General features: G+C 45.8%; 13 protein-coding genes. 11 read left to right on the top strand and 2 right to left on the bottom strand.

Going from position 1 to position 17,289, the window contains the following annotated elements; genetic code table 11:
- The first annotated feature begins 587 nt into the window (after nt 1-587).
- From MO867_RS16225 to MO867_RS16205, 5 genes are all read left to right on the top strand, one after another.
- Nucleotides 588-2,054 carry a lytic polysaccharide monooxygenase gene (locus tag MO867_RS16225; RefSeq protein ID WP_252471015.1) on the top strand — a complete coding sequence of 489 codons (1,467 nt, stop codon included), beginning with the start codon at nt 588-590 and terminating at the stop codon, nt 2,052-2,054.
- A 1,588-nt stretch (nt 2,055-3,642) separates the two neighbouring features.
- Complete coding sequence (locus MO867_RS16220) at nt 3,643-3,837, top strand: hypothetical protein (protein ID WP_252471013.1); 195 nt, start codon at nt 3,643-3,645, stop codon at nt 3,835-3,837.
- Between the two features lie 399 nt (nt 3,838-4,236).
- On the top strand, nt 4,237-5,859 hold the full coding sequence (locus tag MO867_RS16215) for a vanadium-dependent haloperoxidase (RefSeq protein ID WP_252471011.1): 1,623 nt from the start codon (nt 4,237-4,239) through the stop codon (nt 5,857-5,859).
- 93 nt (nt 5,860-5,952) lie between these two features.
- The gene (locus MO867_RS16210) at nt 5,953-6,531 is read left to right on the top strand and encodes a hypothetical protein (RefSeq protein ID WP_252471009.1); all 579 of its coding nucleotides are present in this window, start codon (nt 5,953-5,955) and stop codon (nt 6,529-6,531) included.
- A 370-nt stretch (nt 6,532-6,901) separates the two neighbouring features.
- Nucleotides 6,902-8,209, top strand: coding sequence for a hypothetical protein (locus tag MO867_RS16205; RefSeq protein WP_252471007.1), 1,308 nt, complete (start codon nt 6,902-6,904; stop codon nt 8,207-8,209).
- 284 nt (nt 8,210-8,493) lie between these two features.
- On the opposite strand, the gene MO867_RS16200 is transcribed toward MO867_RS16205, so the two are convergent.
- On the bottom strand, nt 8,494-9,318 hold the full coding sequence (locus MO867_RS16200; protein WP_252471005.1) for a sulfite exporter TauE/SafE family protein: 825 nt from the start codon (nt 9,316-9,318) through the stop codon (nt 8,494-8,496).
- A 754-nt stretch (nt 9,319-10,072) separates the two neighbouring features.
- Between MO867_RS16200 and MO867_RS16195 the strand changes: the two genes are divergently transcribed.
- From MO867_RS16195 to MO867_RS16180, 4 genes are all read left to right on the top strand, one after another.
- Nucleotides 10,073-10,933, top strand: coding sequence for a LysR family transcriptional regulator (locus tag MO867_RS16195; protein ID WP_252471003.1), 861 nt, complete (start codon nt 10,073-10,075; stop codon nt 10,931-10,933).
- A 132-nt stretch (nt 10,934-11,065) separates the two neighbouring features.
- Nucleotides 11,066-11,560 carry an alpha/beta fold hydrolase gene (locus MO867_RS16190; protein WP_252471001.1) on the top strand — a complete coding sequence of 165 codons (495 nt, stop codon included), beginning with the start codon at nt 11,066-11,068 and terminating at the stop codon, nt 11,558-11,560.
- A gap of 3 nt (nt 11,561-11,563) precedes the next feature.
- Entirely contained in the window at nt 11,564-11,992 is a 429-nt protein-coding gene (locus MO867_RS16185; protein ID WP_252470999.1) for an alpha/beta fold hydrolase, read from the top strand.
- A complete protein-coding gene (locus MO867_RS16180) occupies nt 11,989-12,837 on the top strand; it encodes an alpha/beta hydrolase family protein (RefSeq protein WP_252470997.1) in 849 nt (282 codons plus the stop codon). The genes MO867_RS16185 and MO867_RS16180 overlap by 4 nt, the downstream gene beginning before the upstream one ends.
- A 527-nt stretch (nt 12,838-13,364) precedes the next feature.
- On the opposite strand, the gene MO867_RS16175 is transcribed toward MO867_RS16180, so the two are convergent.
- Nucleotides 13,365-14,303: a response regulator transcription factor gene (locus MO867_RS16175; protein ID WP_252470995.1), complete on the bottom strand. Its 939-nt coding sequence runs from the start codon at nt 14,301-14,303 to the stop codon at nt 13,365-13,367.
- A gap of 143 nt (nt 14,304-14,446) precedes the next feature.
- Here MO867_RS16175 and MO867_RS16170 point away from each other — a divergent pair, with 143 nt between their 5' ends.
- Both MO867_RS16170 and MO867_RS16165 read left to right on the top strand, forming a co-directional pair.
- The gene (locus MO867_RS16170) at nt 14,447-15,313 is read left to right on the top strand and encodes an acetoacetate decarboxylase family protein (RefSeq protein ID WP_252470993.1); all 867 of its coding nucleotides are present in this window, start codon (nt 14,447-14,449) and stop codon (nt 15,311-15,313) included.
- A 4-nt stretch (nt 15,314-15,317) separates the two neighbouring features.
- Nucleotides 15,318-16,358: a ketopantoate reductase family protein gene (locus MO867_RS16165; protein WP_252470991.1), complete on the top strand. Its 1,041-nt coding sequence runs from the start codon at nt 15,318-15,320 to the stop codon at nt 16,356-16,358.
- Nucleotides 16,359-17,289 lie beyond the last annotated feature (931 nt).

Raw genomic sequence — 17,289 nt, 5'->3', positions numbered from 1 at the left:
AGCCCGCTGGAATTTCTAGTGGGTAAGCGTGTGTCGCTTATGTTGGCAATCTAGCGAATACTACCGAATTGACTCGGAATTATTCAGAGGTTTCCTAGGAATTGATTTGATTCCATGCAGGTGCTTAAGTCACGGGTTATGCATTGGATCGCTCCTAACTGTGTCACCTACGGGTAAAGCCGCGTCAATTCAATGGTATGTATCTTGAGTTGGGAATCTAGGCTCTTTCCTGTTCTCTCTTTGGCTTACTCCCCTCCGAGGCTGAGTTTATTGATGGCTGATTGCCAGTTATTTTTATGACTCAATTTCTGAATTTCTTGGTTGAAGTAGTGGGGGCAGTATGGATGTTTCACTCAGGCCTCCTTTAAGGGGAGTAAATACCTTTAAATTTGCTCCGGATAAAAAATATTACTGTGTGAAAATTTTTAGGTTTTGTAAGTTTATTTAATGAAGTGTTAGGAACCGTGCTGATAAGTGACGGTCAATAACTTTGTCGCCAACCTTGCGCGTTAAATATGCGTCGATAGGATAAGGACTTGGTTCAGCTGGGGAAGGAAGTTGGACAAAATTGAATAACAGGCAAAGATATGATTTTTCGAAAGACCAAATTAGCATCTGTAGTTAAGCAACCGGTATTAAACCGTACATTGATGGCTATGGTATTAGCTGGTATGGGCTCAAATGCACTTAGCCACGGTTATGTAGAAGCCACTGATGGTGGTGTCGCATCTGCACGTGGAACTCTATGTAAATACGCTCTTGATACCGGAGAAATGAATGTTGACTGCGGTGCAGTTCAGTGGGAGCCTCAGAGTGTTGAGGGTGATGAGGGTTTTCCAGATAGTGGACCTGCGGATGGTCAAATTGCCAGTGCGGGAGATAGCTCTTGGTCAGAACTGAATGAGCAATCTTCTGATCGCTGGGTTAAGAATTACATAAGCTCTGGCTGGCAAACCTTCAAGTGGCATTTTACTGCAAATCACGTAACCCGTGATTGGAAATATTATATTACCAAAGAGGGCTGGAATTCGAATTCAGTTTTGACCCGTGACCAATTTGATCTCGATCCATTTTGTGAAGTAGATGGTAATTTTGAGCAGCCGCCGGTAGACATGGCGCACGAGTGTCAGGTGCCGGATCGTGAAGGTTACCATGTCATTCTCGCGGTATGGGATGTTGGTGATACTGCTAATGCCTTCTATAACGTAATCGACGTTGAGTTTGACGGTGATAATGTTGTCAATACTGACTGGAATGTTGCGGGTACAATCAATCCTACCCAAGACTTGGGTATTGGAGATAAAGTTTACACCCGTGTATTTGATAGCTCCGGTGAAAATTCTTCTTATTCTACCGTTCTGGAAATTGCTTCAGATGAGCAGGGAATCGCAGAAAACTGGTCCCATGATTTGTCTGCACTGATTAATCAGGAACAAAGCAGTATCCGTGCCGGTAATTATGATGGTAGTAGCAGCTTTGAACCCCTATACGGTATTAACAGCGTCTACCTGTTAGAAGGTAGTAGCTTGGAAAGTGTTGAAATTGGGTACGAGCTTCTTGCTGATCAGGATGATGACACTACCGATGACAACGATTCCGGTGATAGCGAAGATACGGGCGATAGCGGAGAGTCTGGTGATTCTGGAAATACCAGTTGTGAAGCGTTTGTGCAGCAGTATGGTGGTGATCCGGGTTACTCGATTGGTGATGTAGTTATCTATGACGATGTCGCTTACGAATCTACTCATGAGCCAAATTGGTGGTCTCCGAGTGCAGCCCCGCAACTGTGGAGCGAAACTACTTGTGATGACTCGGAGGGTGGTTCAGACGATAACACTGACAACGGCTCCGATGACAATTCTGATAGTAATAGCGGAGATGATAGCTCTGCAGCCTCCTGTCCTGAGTTCGAACAGCCCTACGCGGGTGATGGTGGCTATCAGGTTGGAGACCGGGTGACTTTGGGGGGGCAGGTATATACTTCTACTTACGGACCAAACTGGTGGTCTCCCTCAGCCGCACCGCAGTACTGGGAAGAGAGCTCCTGCCAGTAACTAGCACGCTCAGCCTCCTACCTTCTGGAGGGTGATTGAGTCGAGTCCGGCTAAAGGGCACAGTTTCCTGAGGCCGGACGAATTTGTTGAGCTATCTGGTGTGTCGCTTACGTGATACACCAAGCGCAATTTTCTCTCTTGTATTAAGTTGGCAGCCTTAGTTTCCATTGGCAATCATCGCTTTATTTTTTTTGCTGAGATGGCCAAACGTATTGGGTATTCTTAATACAGTCCGGTATTCCATCAAGAATTATTTCCTGAGCCTTATTGTCCATACTGCTGCCCGTGGAAAGGAAAGCTTTTCCGCAGGGTTAATCCTTTTCAGAAAAGCGAACAACTCCTGCCCATCTATACCCGGCATAGTCAGAGCTGGAAGGGCTAAGTCCGCCTCATCGCTATATTTTGATAATCGGTTAATGCCTGTTCTCCCCTTTGGAAGATAGCGACGCTGGGGCCGTTTATTTTAAATTGGAGTTCGGGATAGATACGGACAATCGCCTCATCATCTACAACCATAATGCGTAGCTTGTAAAAACGCCTTAGCCACCACGGCTCTGACACTACACCCTTTATTTAAACAAAGGGTGTAGTGTAGTAAACCCTACTTCAGATCCGCGTCCACTTTCCTTGGAGATGAAATATGGACTATAGATTTTATGGTGCACTTCATTCGGCACACTGGTACGGTTTTCGATAATTGTGATAATAATTGCTGCTCCGAATGAAGCTCGAAATCAGAGGGGGAAATCGACCTTTCAATTTAATTGTTGAGAGGGGAATTCTTTGAGTAGTCACCTTGAGTGAGCTTCAGCTGGATGAATAGAGTCTTTTTGCATCAATACTACCTGAAGTAGAGGATCAAAATATTTTGCCAAAACTATGTGTCGCTCCAAAGTTCTAATAATCCGCTGAGTTGAACCTCTGCTACCAATTAAGGCTTTCCTGACCTGGTGTCTTCCAGTTGCCTTGGTGGTACTTTGTTTTTGCCTGAGCGTAGCTGCACCCGCTTGAGGTCGTGCTGCGTATTCAGCGCATGTCGCTGGGTTACCGTTTCAGTGGCCCAGAGTGGGAAGTACTCCTATAAATTGCACTCGTATGTGAACTTAGGGAATATATTTATTATGGTGATTCTATTGAGTCGTTGATGGGTCTCACTATCCGCAGCTTGTGGATTTTTTGGGTCTGTTCTTTTGGGTGTTTGAGGAGATGAGGCTACTGACAGTAGGGTGGTGGCACGATGTTGTGTGGCAGTGGGCGGTTAACTGGGTGGTGGGATTCTATACCTTTCTGTAGGGTCATTTTTTTGCTCTCCATAGTTCCCTGATCCAGGGTATAGGCGTATTTACAGGTTGATTGATGTTTTCCCGTATTGTATTTCTGGGGTGGGGGATAGTTGGTTTAACTTTCCTTGTAGTGGGGAATCTCATCGCTTTGTATTTTTAGGGCGTGTAAATTTATGTGAATAATTATCAGGAACCGTATTGCTAGGTGGTGGTCTATAAATTTATGGGAAATATTGCAGTCGCGGTTTACCTCGACGAAAAAGGTTAGGTTAAATTGGGGGCGAAATCGAATAACAGGCAGAGGTATGGTTTCACGGAAAACCAAGTTGGCATCTGTATTTAATCAAGCCGTATTAAATTGCACGGCAATGACCAAGGCATTGGCTGGAATTCGCTTAAATGGAATTGGCCATGGTTATGTTGAGGCTGCCGATGGGCAAATTACCTGTGTAAAAGACAGCTCCTTTTCAGAGATGAATGAGCAATCTGTCTCCCTATAGCAACAGGAATTAGGGGGAAGCCGCATTTCGCTTCGCTCGATAATAATTTAAATATCTGATTAGAGAATTATTTGAGCGCTTGGCTTTCTTTTTACGATCGATATAACGCGCAGGATTAAGTCTGACGTGATGCGATTGAGGTGGTAGGAGTCTCACTAACAACGAGTCTGAATCCCCGTTTAACATTTAGCTGAATCGCGGTCTTGACAGATTGTTGCGACCTTCGCATTAGCAGGAGGAGCAAGCTTGTTTCTTGTCCGTGAAAGTGTGGGTGGAATATCGCCCGGCGCGACCGCCATAGTCCGATGCGATTAACGATAGTCAACTTGAAAACTAACTTACGGCCACTGATAGATTTACCAACTCAGCGCGCCCTTCAACATCAAAGGACGTAATACAATGAACCACATCTTGTTAAAAACATCGGCCTGCTTTCTAACCGCCGGCTTGTTACTGGCAACGGGCACCGTGCAGGCCCAGCCGGCAAAAGGTAAACAGCCCAAGGGGCAAACCAGTGCTTATTTAGGCGAGACCAGCAGGTCAGCGCTCTCCAAAGGTGTACTTGACCGGCTCGAGCAGACGTCAGGGAAAGCCGGCAAATTCAAGAAGCCAAAAGACCGTGTTGTATTTTGGTTCAATGCTATGCTCGATTCGTCGGCTATCGACCACACACCGGACCCTGATACCGGCGAAGTGGACTTCTACCAAGGTGGACCCACCCGCTCGAGCCGCGCATTCGCCATTGTGCAAACCGCCGTATTCGACGCTTTGAATGCCTTCGATGGCAAATACCAATCCTATAATGATCTCGGTACGTTCAATACCAAGGATGCATCCAAAGACGCAGCCATCACCTACGCCGCTTACAACACTTTGCGCGCGCTCTATCCCGATCAGTCAGAACGGTTATTGGCACTACTGCAATCTGACCTCGGTCAATTAAAAGATAGCGAACAAAGAATCGTCAATGGCCAGGCTATTGGCGAAGCCGCAGCAGCAGCTATGCTCGAAGCGCGTAGAAACGATAACGCCGACCATTTGGAACCCGCCTATGGCGAGGGCGGTGCCGTCGCCGACGGCAATGGCACCTACCACACCACACGGGTCAATACAGGCGCTACGGTGCCTGGAGAATGGCAACCCGATCCGGTCGACCCCGTCGGCGATGACTCTGTGGCGTTGGGAGCCTATTGGGGTAGCTTGACGCCCTTTTCACTGACTTCAGGCGATCAATTCCGAAGCCCGATTCCACCGACAATAACGTCTGAGGAATATACCGAAGCCTATCAAGAGGTGGCCGCTCTTGGTGGGTCCCCGGCCAATACCATTACCCCCTCGGCGTCTACACCACAGACGCGATTCATCGGGAACTACTGGGGTTATGACGGTGTACCGCTGTTAGGCATCCCGCCGCGACTATTTAACCTCATTGCCCTGCAGGCAGCGCTAGACAATACAATCGAACATGAGTTGGAACTGGCCCGATATTTTGCGTTGATCAATGTGGGCTTGGCGGATTCTGGTATCGCCGCGTGGGACAGCAAGTACTATTACAATTATTGGAGACCGGTCACCGGTATTCGCACCGACGACAACAACCCCTCGACCCTACAGGATGAGCAATGGCTGCCGGTAGGGGTATCGGTCATCAATACCACTATCGCGATTAGGCCGACACCGCCGTTTCCTTCCTACCCATCGGGTCATGCTACCTTCGGTGCTTCCACCTTCGAGATTATGCGCAGTATGTTTGGAGACCAGCCTTTTACCTTTGTGTCGGAAGAATACAATGGGGAAGGTTTCGATCCCTTTACACCGGATACACCAAGGCCATTGGTACCTGTGCGTTTTAAATCCTATACCGCGGCTCAACAAGAAAATGGTATCAGCCGCATCTACAATGGCGTGCACTGGGATTTTGACAATATCGCGGGTCAGGTCATGGGTGTACAGATCGCACAGAACTTAATGCATAACGTTGAAGCATTTAGTCAGGTCGGTAAATCAAAGGATGGTAAGTAGCTATCGCAGCACTATGAGCCAAGGGAGCGAGATTCGCTCTTGCCATCAGACGCCGCCCCACAAGGGGCGGTCATTCCAAGGGGAATTCACCGTATGAACAGCAATCGATACACCACAGCGGCAGTGTTCGGAATAATCGCTTTTGGGTTTTTAGCCGCGCAGACCCTCTTCGAGCCCGTCGAAAACGAACAGGTCTGGGTAAGTGCGCCGAGGTCCGGTCCGGATGCAGAATACGTCGTCCAGTCTGCAAAAACGCCTGCATCAGTGGCGCTGACCAGCAACGATATCAAAGCCGCATTCGAGCGTGATACTGTCATCAGGTTAAACGGCATTGTTCGTCGTTCATTGGCCACGATTCGTCAGTACGATGCCGAGATAAAGAGTGTCCGAGAGGAACATCTTGCGGCGACCGGGAATGGCATGAATGAACACCAAGTAGCCGATGCCAAGTCAAATCTTTCCAAGCTAGAGGAGTGGAATCTAGAGGCGTCCCAAGCACTCAAGGATATGAAGGCTGCCGTTCTGGAGCTCGAAGCAAGTGACGAATACTACAATGCGGCGATTTTAGCTGGCATGGTGCGTTTCGTAGAGACGGTAGCCACTGAGATTGGTGACGAATATGTCAAGCTGACAACGTTAGTAGCGCAGGACGCCGTAGCAGTAAGGTCGTGACAATCCGTTGAGAAAATAGTGGTTTAGAAAGTGCGAAAACTGGGTACGAGATTATTGATTACCAGCAAGGTGATAACATGTCGGATGATACCGACTCTGGAATTCAGGGGTTACCGGTGATACTGGAGGAATCGGTAGCTTCGCTTGTGTAGCTTTTGAGCAGCCCTGTACCGGCTACCCTTCGGTGGTGTTGTGGCCTATGAAAATAACTGCGTATGAGTCCACTCTTGAGTCAAGCAGTTGGTCTCCGAGCGCTGTGCCGTAACTATAACGTGAAGCTACTTGCGGTGATTCGGGCAGCGATTAAGACGATTGCACTTTCTCTTTCTATACTAATGGGCAATGACCTCCCTATTGGGAAGAGCCTGCAATGAAAAAAGCAAAACCTTTCCGTAAGCTAGGGGCTCAGGAAGCACTCTTTGTAGAGTTGACCGAAAAGTCAAACGGTGCAGTACAACTAGCTGTCTTCTTCAGAATTTGCAAGTCTCTGAGTGTTGAAGAATTAATGAAGGGAATGGAATACCTACATAACCTGCACCCTATGCTCCGTTCTCGGGTAGAAAAAAATCCTCATCCCTATTGGTTCTGTGACGTAGGATTTCAAGCTATTCCTATAGAGATTAAGCACGATGCGTTACCATTAAATTATCAGGAGGAGTTCAAACGCTTAGGGGGTAAAATTCTTGAGCTGGATAAATATAGTTATCGTTTTACGGTTTATGTGAATGAACATGGAAATGTCAAGTGGGTTGCCTTTATGGTAAGCCATGCTGCCATGGATGGCCGCTCATTATTACTCTTGGTTCGAGATTTGGATAGGTACTTGAGGGGGGATTCAGGATATAAGTCTACTGCTCCGATAATGAAAAAATCGGTGGTGGAATATGTTAGTTCAATAAAACATCTTAAAAAACCACAGGCGGCAATAAGTGGTGATAATTATCCCTCTCCAAAGTGGGCAGTAGAGCAGGCAGTAAACGCTTCCCTTCGAAGGGGGTGCTCTATTTACCGGATCCTCCCCAAAGAATCATATGATCATTTATACTTACTTTCAAAGCGTGAGAATGTTCAGATTACCTCCATCTATAATGCTATTGCTATTATTGCTGCCCGGTCGTTACCAGGCTTCCGCTCCACAGCAGAGTTAATGCAGCCTATAAATGCACAATTCTTGTGTAAACGCCAGATAGATCCGGATGTTATAGGGGCGTGTACAACTACATTAACTATATCCTTGTCATCAAATGAAACTAGTCTCGACTTGCTAAGTCTCGCGCATTTAATTCAAAAAAAAATCTATTTACAGTTCAGAAGTGGGAATTTTTTTGAATCTCCACTTGTACCCGATTACAACTTCGTGGAGATCGAACATTTGGCTAAAGATTTTTCCACTGCAAAAGATTACTTCCCCTCTGGAATTTGTGTATCCAATGTAGGGGATATAATAGCGTATACTGGCCCGATGACTTTCATCGACTTTGGTGTGGTTATGACTGTTCAAACTCATGGTGCACATCCCATAATGTTAGTGACCTGTACCATAAATGGAGAGGGCGTCTTTGTTTTTGGGTATTGTGAACCGCTTGTTAGCAAAGAGAGTGCTTTGAGATATGTAAGAAAATATATGAAGATTCTAAGTGATTTTTCTGAGAGTAATGATCTTCATGCAAATCATTAACCCGGTGATTATAAACTGAGAATGATAAAGAAGACGCACAACAGATTCTTTGTGTTGTGATCAGAGTAAATCGATTCTTGTGCTTTCCCGCCAATCCTAGTTTTTCATTAGCTTGAGAGTGCCAAATTGCAAAGCTATCCTTACGTAATACCGGTACGATCAATAACAACAATACGATCGCGAGATTTATGATCAGGATGATCATTATGAGTTTCTGACCATCTAAGCCCGAAACGAAGAGTATATTTACTTCTAATCCGCTAGTAACGATTCAATGAATAAGCCTAACTCAGCCCAACCAGCAGATTGAAGTTTTGCCAGATAAAACGAACCCCAATAACACAAAGCAGTAGGGCAAAACACAGCTTCAGGCGTCTAGCAGATATTCTGTGAGCCACACTCGCGCCAAGTTTGGCAAAGAGCACGCTGGACAGCACAATTCCCAGAAAAGCGGGCCAGTAGATATAACCACTGCTCCAGTTCGGCAGCAACTGATTGTCCCATCCTTGCACAACAAAACTGAGCGAACCAGAAATTGCGATTGGCAGACCAAAAGCTGCGGAGGTGCCGACAGCGCGCTGCATTTTTGTTCCGAAGTGTGATAGGTAGGGGACCACCAGCGCTCCTCCGCCAATACCAAAGATAGCTGCGAGCCAGCCGATTAACCCCGCCGAACAGATCAAGGGGAATGACCCTGGTAAGTGATCGCCACATTCCTGTGAGGGCGCCGAGGGCAATCCGCTTAAGCCCATACGCACGGCCATGACTATGGCAAATACGCCAATCAATAGCTGCAACCAGGCACCTGGTAGCAAATCCGCTGTCATGCCACCCAGCCAAGATCCTACCAGTATCCCTGGGGTCATAAGCCAGAATAGGTGCCAGTCCACGGCACCTTTTGCATTATGTGCCCAGACCGAGCTTATTGAGGTCACGATGATGGTTGCCAACGAGGTGCCCACAGCCATATGGGTCAGGACTTGGGGGGAGATGCCCGTCGCAGAAAAAATCAATACCAACGCCGGAACGATGATCAGGCCCCCACCGATCCCGAAAAGGCCCGCCGCTGTACCTGCAATGGCACCGAGTAACAAATAAACAAACCACATTTCCATACTGCGTTAGTTTAGGCACTCTAGGGCGTTACCGCGCGCGATAAATCGCGCCGGCTGATACATCAAATAGTTTCTTCAATGTGTTGCATACCATGCAACAGCGCTGTAACTACAGCTTTGAAGCGATGATTTAATGGTCAGGGGGATTGATTCAGGATACCCATAGATTAAGAGAGATGTAAAAGCACCTCGATAATCTGCACCTTCCATGGCTATGGCCTCAAGATGGTAAAGAGGAAGCATCTATTGTCGGTGTTGGAGTACTTTGGGTGTGTTGAGTATCTAGGTGGCCAAAACTTGGCCGCTGAGGTTGAGCGACTACAACTGGCGGTGATTTCCGAAAAGAAAGCGTTGGCTATTTTACAAACCGTGTACTCAGCGTTTATTCAGTAGGGTACAGGCTTGTCGCACCGTTTCAAATGAGCCAACCAAAACCCTTAAGGCGACTTTCAAAGTTTCAGTTGAGATAGAGCCGATGCTTTGTTGATATCCGGCTGTTTGAGGGTAAGAGGCGTGTCTTCGGCAATACCACCTCGCTTTCTGGAGGCTAAATGTCGATCACTCCAGTCCACTAGCCCAAAATAGTGACCCAGCTAAAAGTTAGTCCTTTCGGTATAGTCAGGCGCTGTTTCATTGGGAGAGCGTCCCTAACGCCCTCACTTTTGGCAGCTAAGGCGTTGAAGGCGCTAGCGCCATCTATGTTAGTCTGCCTCAACCCAAATAATAGTGCGGCATCTCAGCGTTCGTCATGCGGAAACTCCCTTCCACCAATCTGCTGGTTACTTTTGATGCGGCAGCCCGCCACTTGAGCTTTAAGAAAGCCGCGCAAGAGCTTTTTGTAACACCGTCGGCTGTTGGACATCAGATTCGGGCACTGGAGACGGAGCTACAAACAAAACTGTTCGTTCGTCTGAATCGAACTATTGAGCTTACGCATACTGGCAGGCAATACCATCTAAAAATTGCTAAATCGCTACAGGTGCTTCGCCATGCAACTGCGGACCTGATGGAGCGAGACCAATACAAAACACTCACCATTCACAGCATCCCGTTTCTGACCAATACGATATTGGCACCTAATATCAAATCCTTTAAGGCGCTGCATCCCAAATTGAATATCAGTATTGAGTCCAAACTAGAGCGTGTCAGCTTAAATCCAGGGCAGCTGCAGATTGCCATTCGGTATGACAAAGAGCCAAGTGATGGCTTGTGTTACAGGGAAATCTCCAAGATCAGTATCTCGCCGGTTTGCGCACCGGGTTATCTGAAGAAAAACCGATCGAGCCAGATCCAATTGTCGACGGATAAGATAGGTTGGCATAAGTGGCAGGCGGACTGGGGCTCCCCGCTTGCGTTCAATGAAACCTTGACCTGTGATGGCCTGCAACCGGTACTTGAGATGGCCGAGCAGGGTTTGGGTGTTGCCATGGGCTATTTTCCTGCACTAACACCCAAGGTCAGTGCAGGAAAGCTTGAGCTTCTCTATCCCGAAAAATTCAGTGAGCTGGCGCCCTTGTATCTGGCCTTCGGTGAGCCATTGCAGGGCAATGGGGTAATTGAGGACTTTATTGACTGGTTTAAAGGTGTTGTTCAGTTGCTCGAAACCTAGCCATTAAGATTCTGCTTTTCAATTCAGACAAGATTTTCTTGTCTGAACCTGATGAAAAACCCATTTGTCGTTGTCTTGCGAGCCCTCTAGGGTTGTCCGGTCGATTATCCAATACAGCTAGGAGGTCAGGATATGATCTTGGAAGCGATAGATGGCTTTGTGCCGAGCTTGCGCAAAGGGCAAACACTTAAGGGTTATGCCGCTCAGTCAAGAGATGGCATTCGGTTTATGGAGCTGGGTTCCTGCGTGATTCGCTATCGCAAGACAGGGCAGGGGAACCGTGTGATCGTTTTTGAAGTGGACCCGCCCGTTGTTATCGAGCACTATGATTACTTGCTTGATCAAATTTCCAGCGATTTCAGCGTTATCGTGTTTGAACCGCCGGGTTTTGGTTTTTCCGTTCCATCCATGAGGTTGGACTATCGTTTTAATACTCTGGTTAGCCTCACAGAGATATTTTTGCAAACCCTTAACCTGGGCTCCGTGACTCTGGTTGCGCCCTGTGTGCTTGGCTATGGTGCAATAGCACTCGCACACAAGCGCCGAGACTTGATTGATCACCTGGTATTGTCGCAAGTACCCAGTTGGGAAGAAATGTTGACATGGAAAGCGGAGAGAGATCCGTAGGAGGTGCTCAACAAGCCGATTGTGAGCCAGCTCCTACTAAAGATACTAAAGCGGAAGCGCACCCCTGCCTGGTTTGAAACGGCACTGGGTAATCAAGAGTTGGTCGAACCGTTTAATTATCTGGCACAACAAGCCTATCAACATGGGGCTACCTTTAATCTGGCATCGGCTTTTCAATGTTTGTTGATTGGTGAATCACCACTACCCAGAGCACTTTCCACTAGCTTAGCGGCTAGGACCCTATTCCTGTGGGGGGAGAGTGACTTCTCTCATGAATGTACCTGTAAGGACTCCAGCTTGAAAATGATTCCACACGCCTCTCAGTTGCGAATAGCGGAAGCGGGCCACTTCCCTGAATTGGAAGCCCCCGACAGAGTCCTTGATCGTCTGATCGATTTTGTACTGGATCATGACTTAGTGGAGGCTGGATGATGGCTGGAGAATACCAAATCATAACCGAGGATGGCTTCGGTCTTGGAGTAACCCTGTTCTCACCGAAAGGTTCGCCAAAAGCCGGGGTAATCATAAACTCAGCAACAGCAGTGAAGCAGGGCTATTATTCGGCGTTTGCAAAGTTCCTGGCTCAAAATGGTTATTTAGTGCTTACTTATGACTATCGCGGCATTGGTAAATCTGCGGTGAGCAATCAGCGAGACCAGCGTCTGTCTATGAGTGCCTGGGGTGAGTACGATTTAGCAGCTGTTATCCATTGGTCAACCTCGAAATATAATGAATTGGCTTGGCACTGCGTTGGCCACAGCGTGGGTGGCCAAATTATTGGCTTCGCCCGCAATAATACCGAGCTTGCCAGCGTCTACTGTGTGTCATCTCAAAGTGGGTATTGGGGACACTGGGGACTTCGTGAAAGGCCCAGAGTGCTGCTGGCATGGTTCGCCATGATTCCCATTTTAGCGAGGGTTTTGGGTCAGGTTCCCGGTGCATTTCTGGGGGGCGAGAGCCTGCCCGCAGGTATTGCCCGGCAGTGGGCTTACTGGGGCCGGCATAAAGACTATATTGTTGATAAAAAAGGTAATCCTGTTCGTGATGGCTTCGCGCGTTTGCAGTGCGACATGAAATTCCTGTCAATAGATGATGATAGAGACTTTGCCCCGCAGCGTGCTGTTCGGGCTTTGAAAGATTTCTATTGTAATGCGAATACCGATATACAGATAATTCGAGCTAAGACAATTGATAAAAAGCCAATAGGGCATTTCGGCTTCTTTAGGTCGCGTTACGAAGAGAGTTTGTGGGGAGGTGTTTTGGAATGGCTGGATTGACTTCCTGCACCATAGAGCGGATGCCCACACCAAAACAATTACACTTTACGCAGGTGCTTTCTTCATACGGATCTTCCATTATCACCAATGGCCGCTGAGTTAGCGTTAGCGGTGATGCCGACTTATGCGCTTATTTAGTCAGCGGAAGTTTGTCATATAGCGCTCTAACTCTGAAGATATCCTTACCAATAACGAACAGCCTGAGCGTGGGGGGGCACCAGCACTCATCGGAGGCATATCATTACGAATGGAGTTAATATCCACGTTATCTAGCTACTTTTTAATCATTTCAATTGAGTCGGAATCCTCAGAGAAACCTTCGATATGCCAGTGATCCATAGACATGATGTGATCAAAAAATAAACTGCAGGCATTTGCTTCTGAAGTCGATTCATTTCTGAAGTCGATTCATAGATTGGATTTGCTTTCCCTCCTCCTTCAAGAAGCCTTGCTTTGAGCTGTGAAATTTTTACCTAGAGGTGCCTGCTTTTTGTTTTGATGACATTTATGCCGTGACCTACAATTTTCTATTCGGCGCTAACGATTAGTGCTAATTCTGAACGGCTAGAAATATTTAGTTTTCGATAAACCCGATACAAATGATTAGAAACCGTAGATGGCGCCACCCCAATTTTTCGAGCGGCTTGTTTAAAAGAAAGCCCTCGGGTAATTGCCTGTACAACTTCCAATTCCCTGGCGCTTAATAAATCTAAGGGGCTGGTTTCCCATATGGAAACACAAATTAAATCCCCAAGTATATTGTTATTGATACGTAATCGATCACTTAATAGGCTGGTTTGACCTTCGATAATATCAAATGGTAATCGTCCCCTGGAGGCTGTAGGGTAATATTGATTTATTATCTCCATAAACCGAGGTTGAACTTCAAAAAATAAGCCATGCTTATCGCAAATAGCCATGGCTGACTTATTGCCAAATTGCTTTTGCTGGTTGAGATGTAAAAAATACGCATGAGATGCAGCGCTAACCAAGTGATGCATAATGCGCTGTAAGGCCTGCTTGTCATCTTGGCTAAAAGGTCTGTTCCGGTCAAAACGATATAAACTCACTAAACTCACAATACCAGTAGACTCATCGGGTAGAACTGATCCCATAACTCTTTCCACCCCATATTTAGAGAAAAACGTCTTATAAATATCGCTCCTGTAAAAGGCTTTATCATCTGTGACCTCCGATAGTTCGATTACCTTTCCTGGGGCAGCCTTTAGAGCGTTGTAAAATGGGTTTATGGATTTTGAACGAGCCAGATCAGCTGGATATTTTTCATCCACACCCAATATGTCCACACTGTGAAATTCTTCCGAATCAAGACGCCCAGTTCCCCACAGAGCACCATCAAAATCAATAACTTGCGCCAATTCGGTTAATGCTCGGCGGCGATAATCCTGCGTACCTATGGCGGCACAATGGTAAAGACGTGTAATACAGGCATCAATTGAAAACATTGCTTAATATAGTCTCTGTGGGGTCACTATGGGCTAATTTTACTATTTTTACTCTAATCTACCTGAGTAGAATAGGAGTATCAATATGCCTATAGGATACGCGTTAGGCAAAAAAGCAATAATGATCGTCTCAGGGGAAAATCATGAAAGAAAATTTCCAAATAAACGAAAACATATTAGACAACAAAGACAGGTTTAATGATGCCTTCTTTAAGCGTTTTGATCTGCGGCATAATGATACACCTTTGCAACTAAGTGATACTATAAGTAAGAACTATTTATTTCCAACATTATATGGGGATGTCAGCTGTTCTATTGCAATATTTCATTGCGATTATCAAGCTGCCAGGAAGATAATGCCGGCACCAAGTATAAAGCCCGTTAAGATGACACATGGCCGATCATTAGTGATTTTTTCATGTTATGAATACCGGAATGTGCTAAATGTAGCTCCGTATAATGAAATTGCCATGACCATTCCGGTTATGACTGATGGTGGTTTAAATATACCTGTGCTTTCTATGCTATTGGGGGACAAACTTAAAAAATTTGGTTATTACGTATTCAATATGCCGGTAACCTCGCTAGAAAACCGTATCCGAGGGCGTAAAATTTGGGGGTTACCCAAAAATGTAGAGCGTATAGATATTACCCACGAGAATAAATTCGCAACAACCAAAGTCTCGGTAGACGACCAGGCGCCTTACCTTGAGCTAAATATCCCTATGGTAGGTAGGCAGCAAGAGTTTGATATTCAATCTAATTTATACTCAATTCTAGATGGTCGCCGCTTAGCCAGTACCACATCTTTTAAGGGCAATTTTAGTCTCACTAAAAACATGACCAGTTTGTTCAAAAAAAGTACAAATACTAATAGCGCCAGTATTATATTAGGTCGAGGCCCTCAAGCAGATAGGCTTAGAGCTTTAAAGATTGAAGGGCAAGCTTTCCAGCTTAGATATTGCAGCTCCATGAATGCCTGTTTCGACCTGGCACATACTGAGGTTTAAATTAATGCCCACTAAAAAACATTACCTTGTATTTGGAGCTGGGGCCATTGGTACTACTCTGGCAGCTTGGCTGAATAGCAGTGGGGTGAGAGTTAGCATATTTGATAAACCTGAAGCCTGTGTGCATATCAACCAACATGGGCTCGAAGTTTATTTCGGTGATCAGCCAAAAAAACGATATCGATCCTGGGTTCAAGCCTATTCAAATTTTAATAGTATTTTAGCCCCTGATGTTATTATTCTCTGTGTTAAAAATTACAGCTTAGAAGCCGTTAGTAAATTGTTGGTCGCGAACTTTGGTAGTACTATCCCTATCGTAGCGTTGCAAAATGGTGTTGAAAATCAAAACATTCTGCCCAAATACTTTGACAAAATCGTTTATGGCGTAGTCTGTTACAATGCTTGGGTAGATGGTTTTGGTGTGGTGGGCTACCAGAAAAAAGGCCCAATTGCTTTAGGTTATATCGATAACGTAATAGATGCGGACCTTAGTGGTATTGTCGAAGATTTTAATCGGGGTGTTGAAACAAAAAATTACCCCAGCTTGAATGATGCTGCCCATTCAAAAATTGTAATTAATCTCACGAACTCGTTAACAACCTTGGTTGCATTGCATAAAAATGATCAAGCCAACAGTAAGCGCTTCCAGATTTTAATTACTAGCATGATTTTTGAGGGGGTTCAGGTGATGAAGGCGGCAGGATATAAGGAGAGTAAGCTGGGCGGGATGCCAAGCTGGTTGCTAATTGCCGCAGCAAGCGTGTTGCCAGGATTTATTACTCGTAAAGCCTACTTAAAAAACCTCAAGAAAATGGTGGTTTCTAGTATGGCCCAGGATATTATCGTAAACGGTGGCAATACCAGCGAGCTGGAGAGTATTAATGGTTATGTTTTAAGTTTGGCTAATGCATATGATGTGAAAACTCCAGTAAACAGCGCTATTTACCAGATATGCAAAAGTGAATTTGTGAAATCTCCATTTAAACCAGTGACGGTGGACTATATCTGGAAACAGGTAAAGAGGCATAAAATCTTAGCGGGTTAAAAAAGAGACGGTAGGGGTCAATAGATCTGGCTTGGTACAGAGCGCGCAGGATAAGCGGATATCAAGTAATTTGCTTGCTATATAAATAGCCAGCAGGTGACAATGGTTGGTTTTGACTGAGTGGGGGAGTGGTAGGCTGGCAGTTATGTAGTCCATGTGCCCTGTGTGTATTGAGCTAGGTACTCACGCCCCGTTGTCCCAACCAGCCCTATATAAGTGGTATCAAAGTTACGATTGAGGTAGGGCCATTACTTGGAGAATATACACAGCTGAAGGCGAATAGGGCCATTCTCTTGGCAATCCGACCTGCTTGGGATATGGCAATAACAGTGAGGGTGTCCCCTTAAGCGCGTACGGCCACAGTACCATTTTCAGTTTTCTCGCAGTATCAATATGATATCAACAGGTTGGATATTTCCAGATTTTCTCTTGCTTGAACTCCAAAAGGATATTCTCTAGAAACCCGAAGCGCTGTGTGGATATGGTTTTGCTTAGGAGTCTCAGTTGTGGAAAATTACTGGAGAATGTCAAGCGTAGATGAGTGGTACTGTCTTTTCCTGAAGCCGAGTAGATCATTCCTTAATCAGTCCGATGCTATGTATCTCTATACCTGTAAAAAATAAATTACAGCATAATTTGTTAGGTTTATATTGTTAGATTAGGCGTCACTCTAAGAGTGGTCAGATTTTATAAATTGATGCCCGAAAACAAAATCGTACAAAGGTGACAAGTTTTGTCAAAAAGCTACCTTGCCAGGCAGTTAGAGTTTTATCAATATTTTAAGTGTGCCACAGAAAAATATTTCTGAGTGGATAGAATCCCTTTCGCCTTTTCATTTCGTGACTGGCTCGGAACTTATTTCTGAATGTATACCTAATCAATACTTCGGACAGTTTTAGGGGGCGAAATAGGTAGGAACCACGGCCAGATA

Origin of the sequence: Microbulbifer okhotskensis, assembly GCF_023895975.1 — a bacterium.
Classification (GTDB): Bacteria; Pseudomonadota; Gammaproteobacteria; order Pseudomonadales; family Cellvibrionaceae; genus Microbulbifer; species Microbulbifer okhotskensis.
The sequence above is the reverse complement of the archived record's forward strand: the minus strand, read 5'-3'. Positions and strand labels throughout refer to the sequence as shown.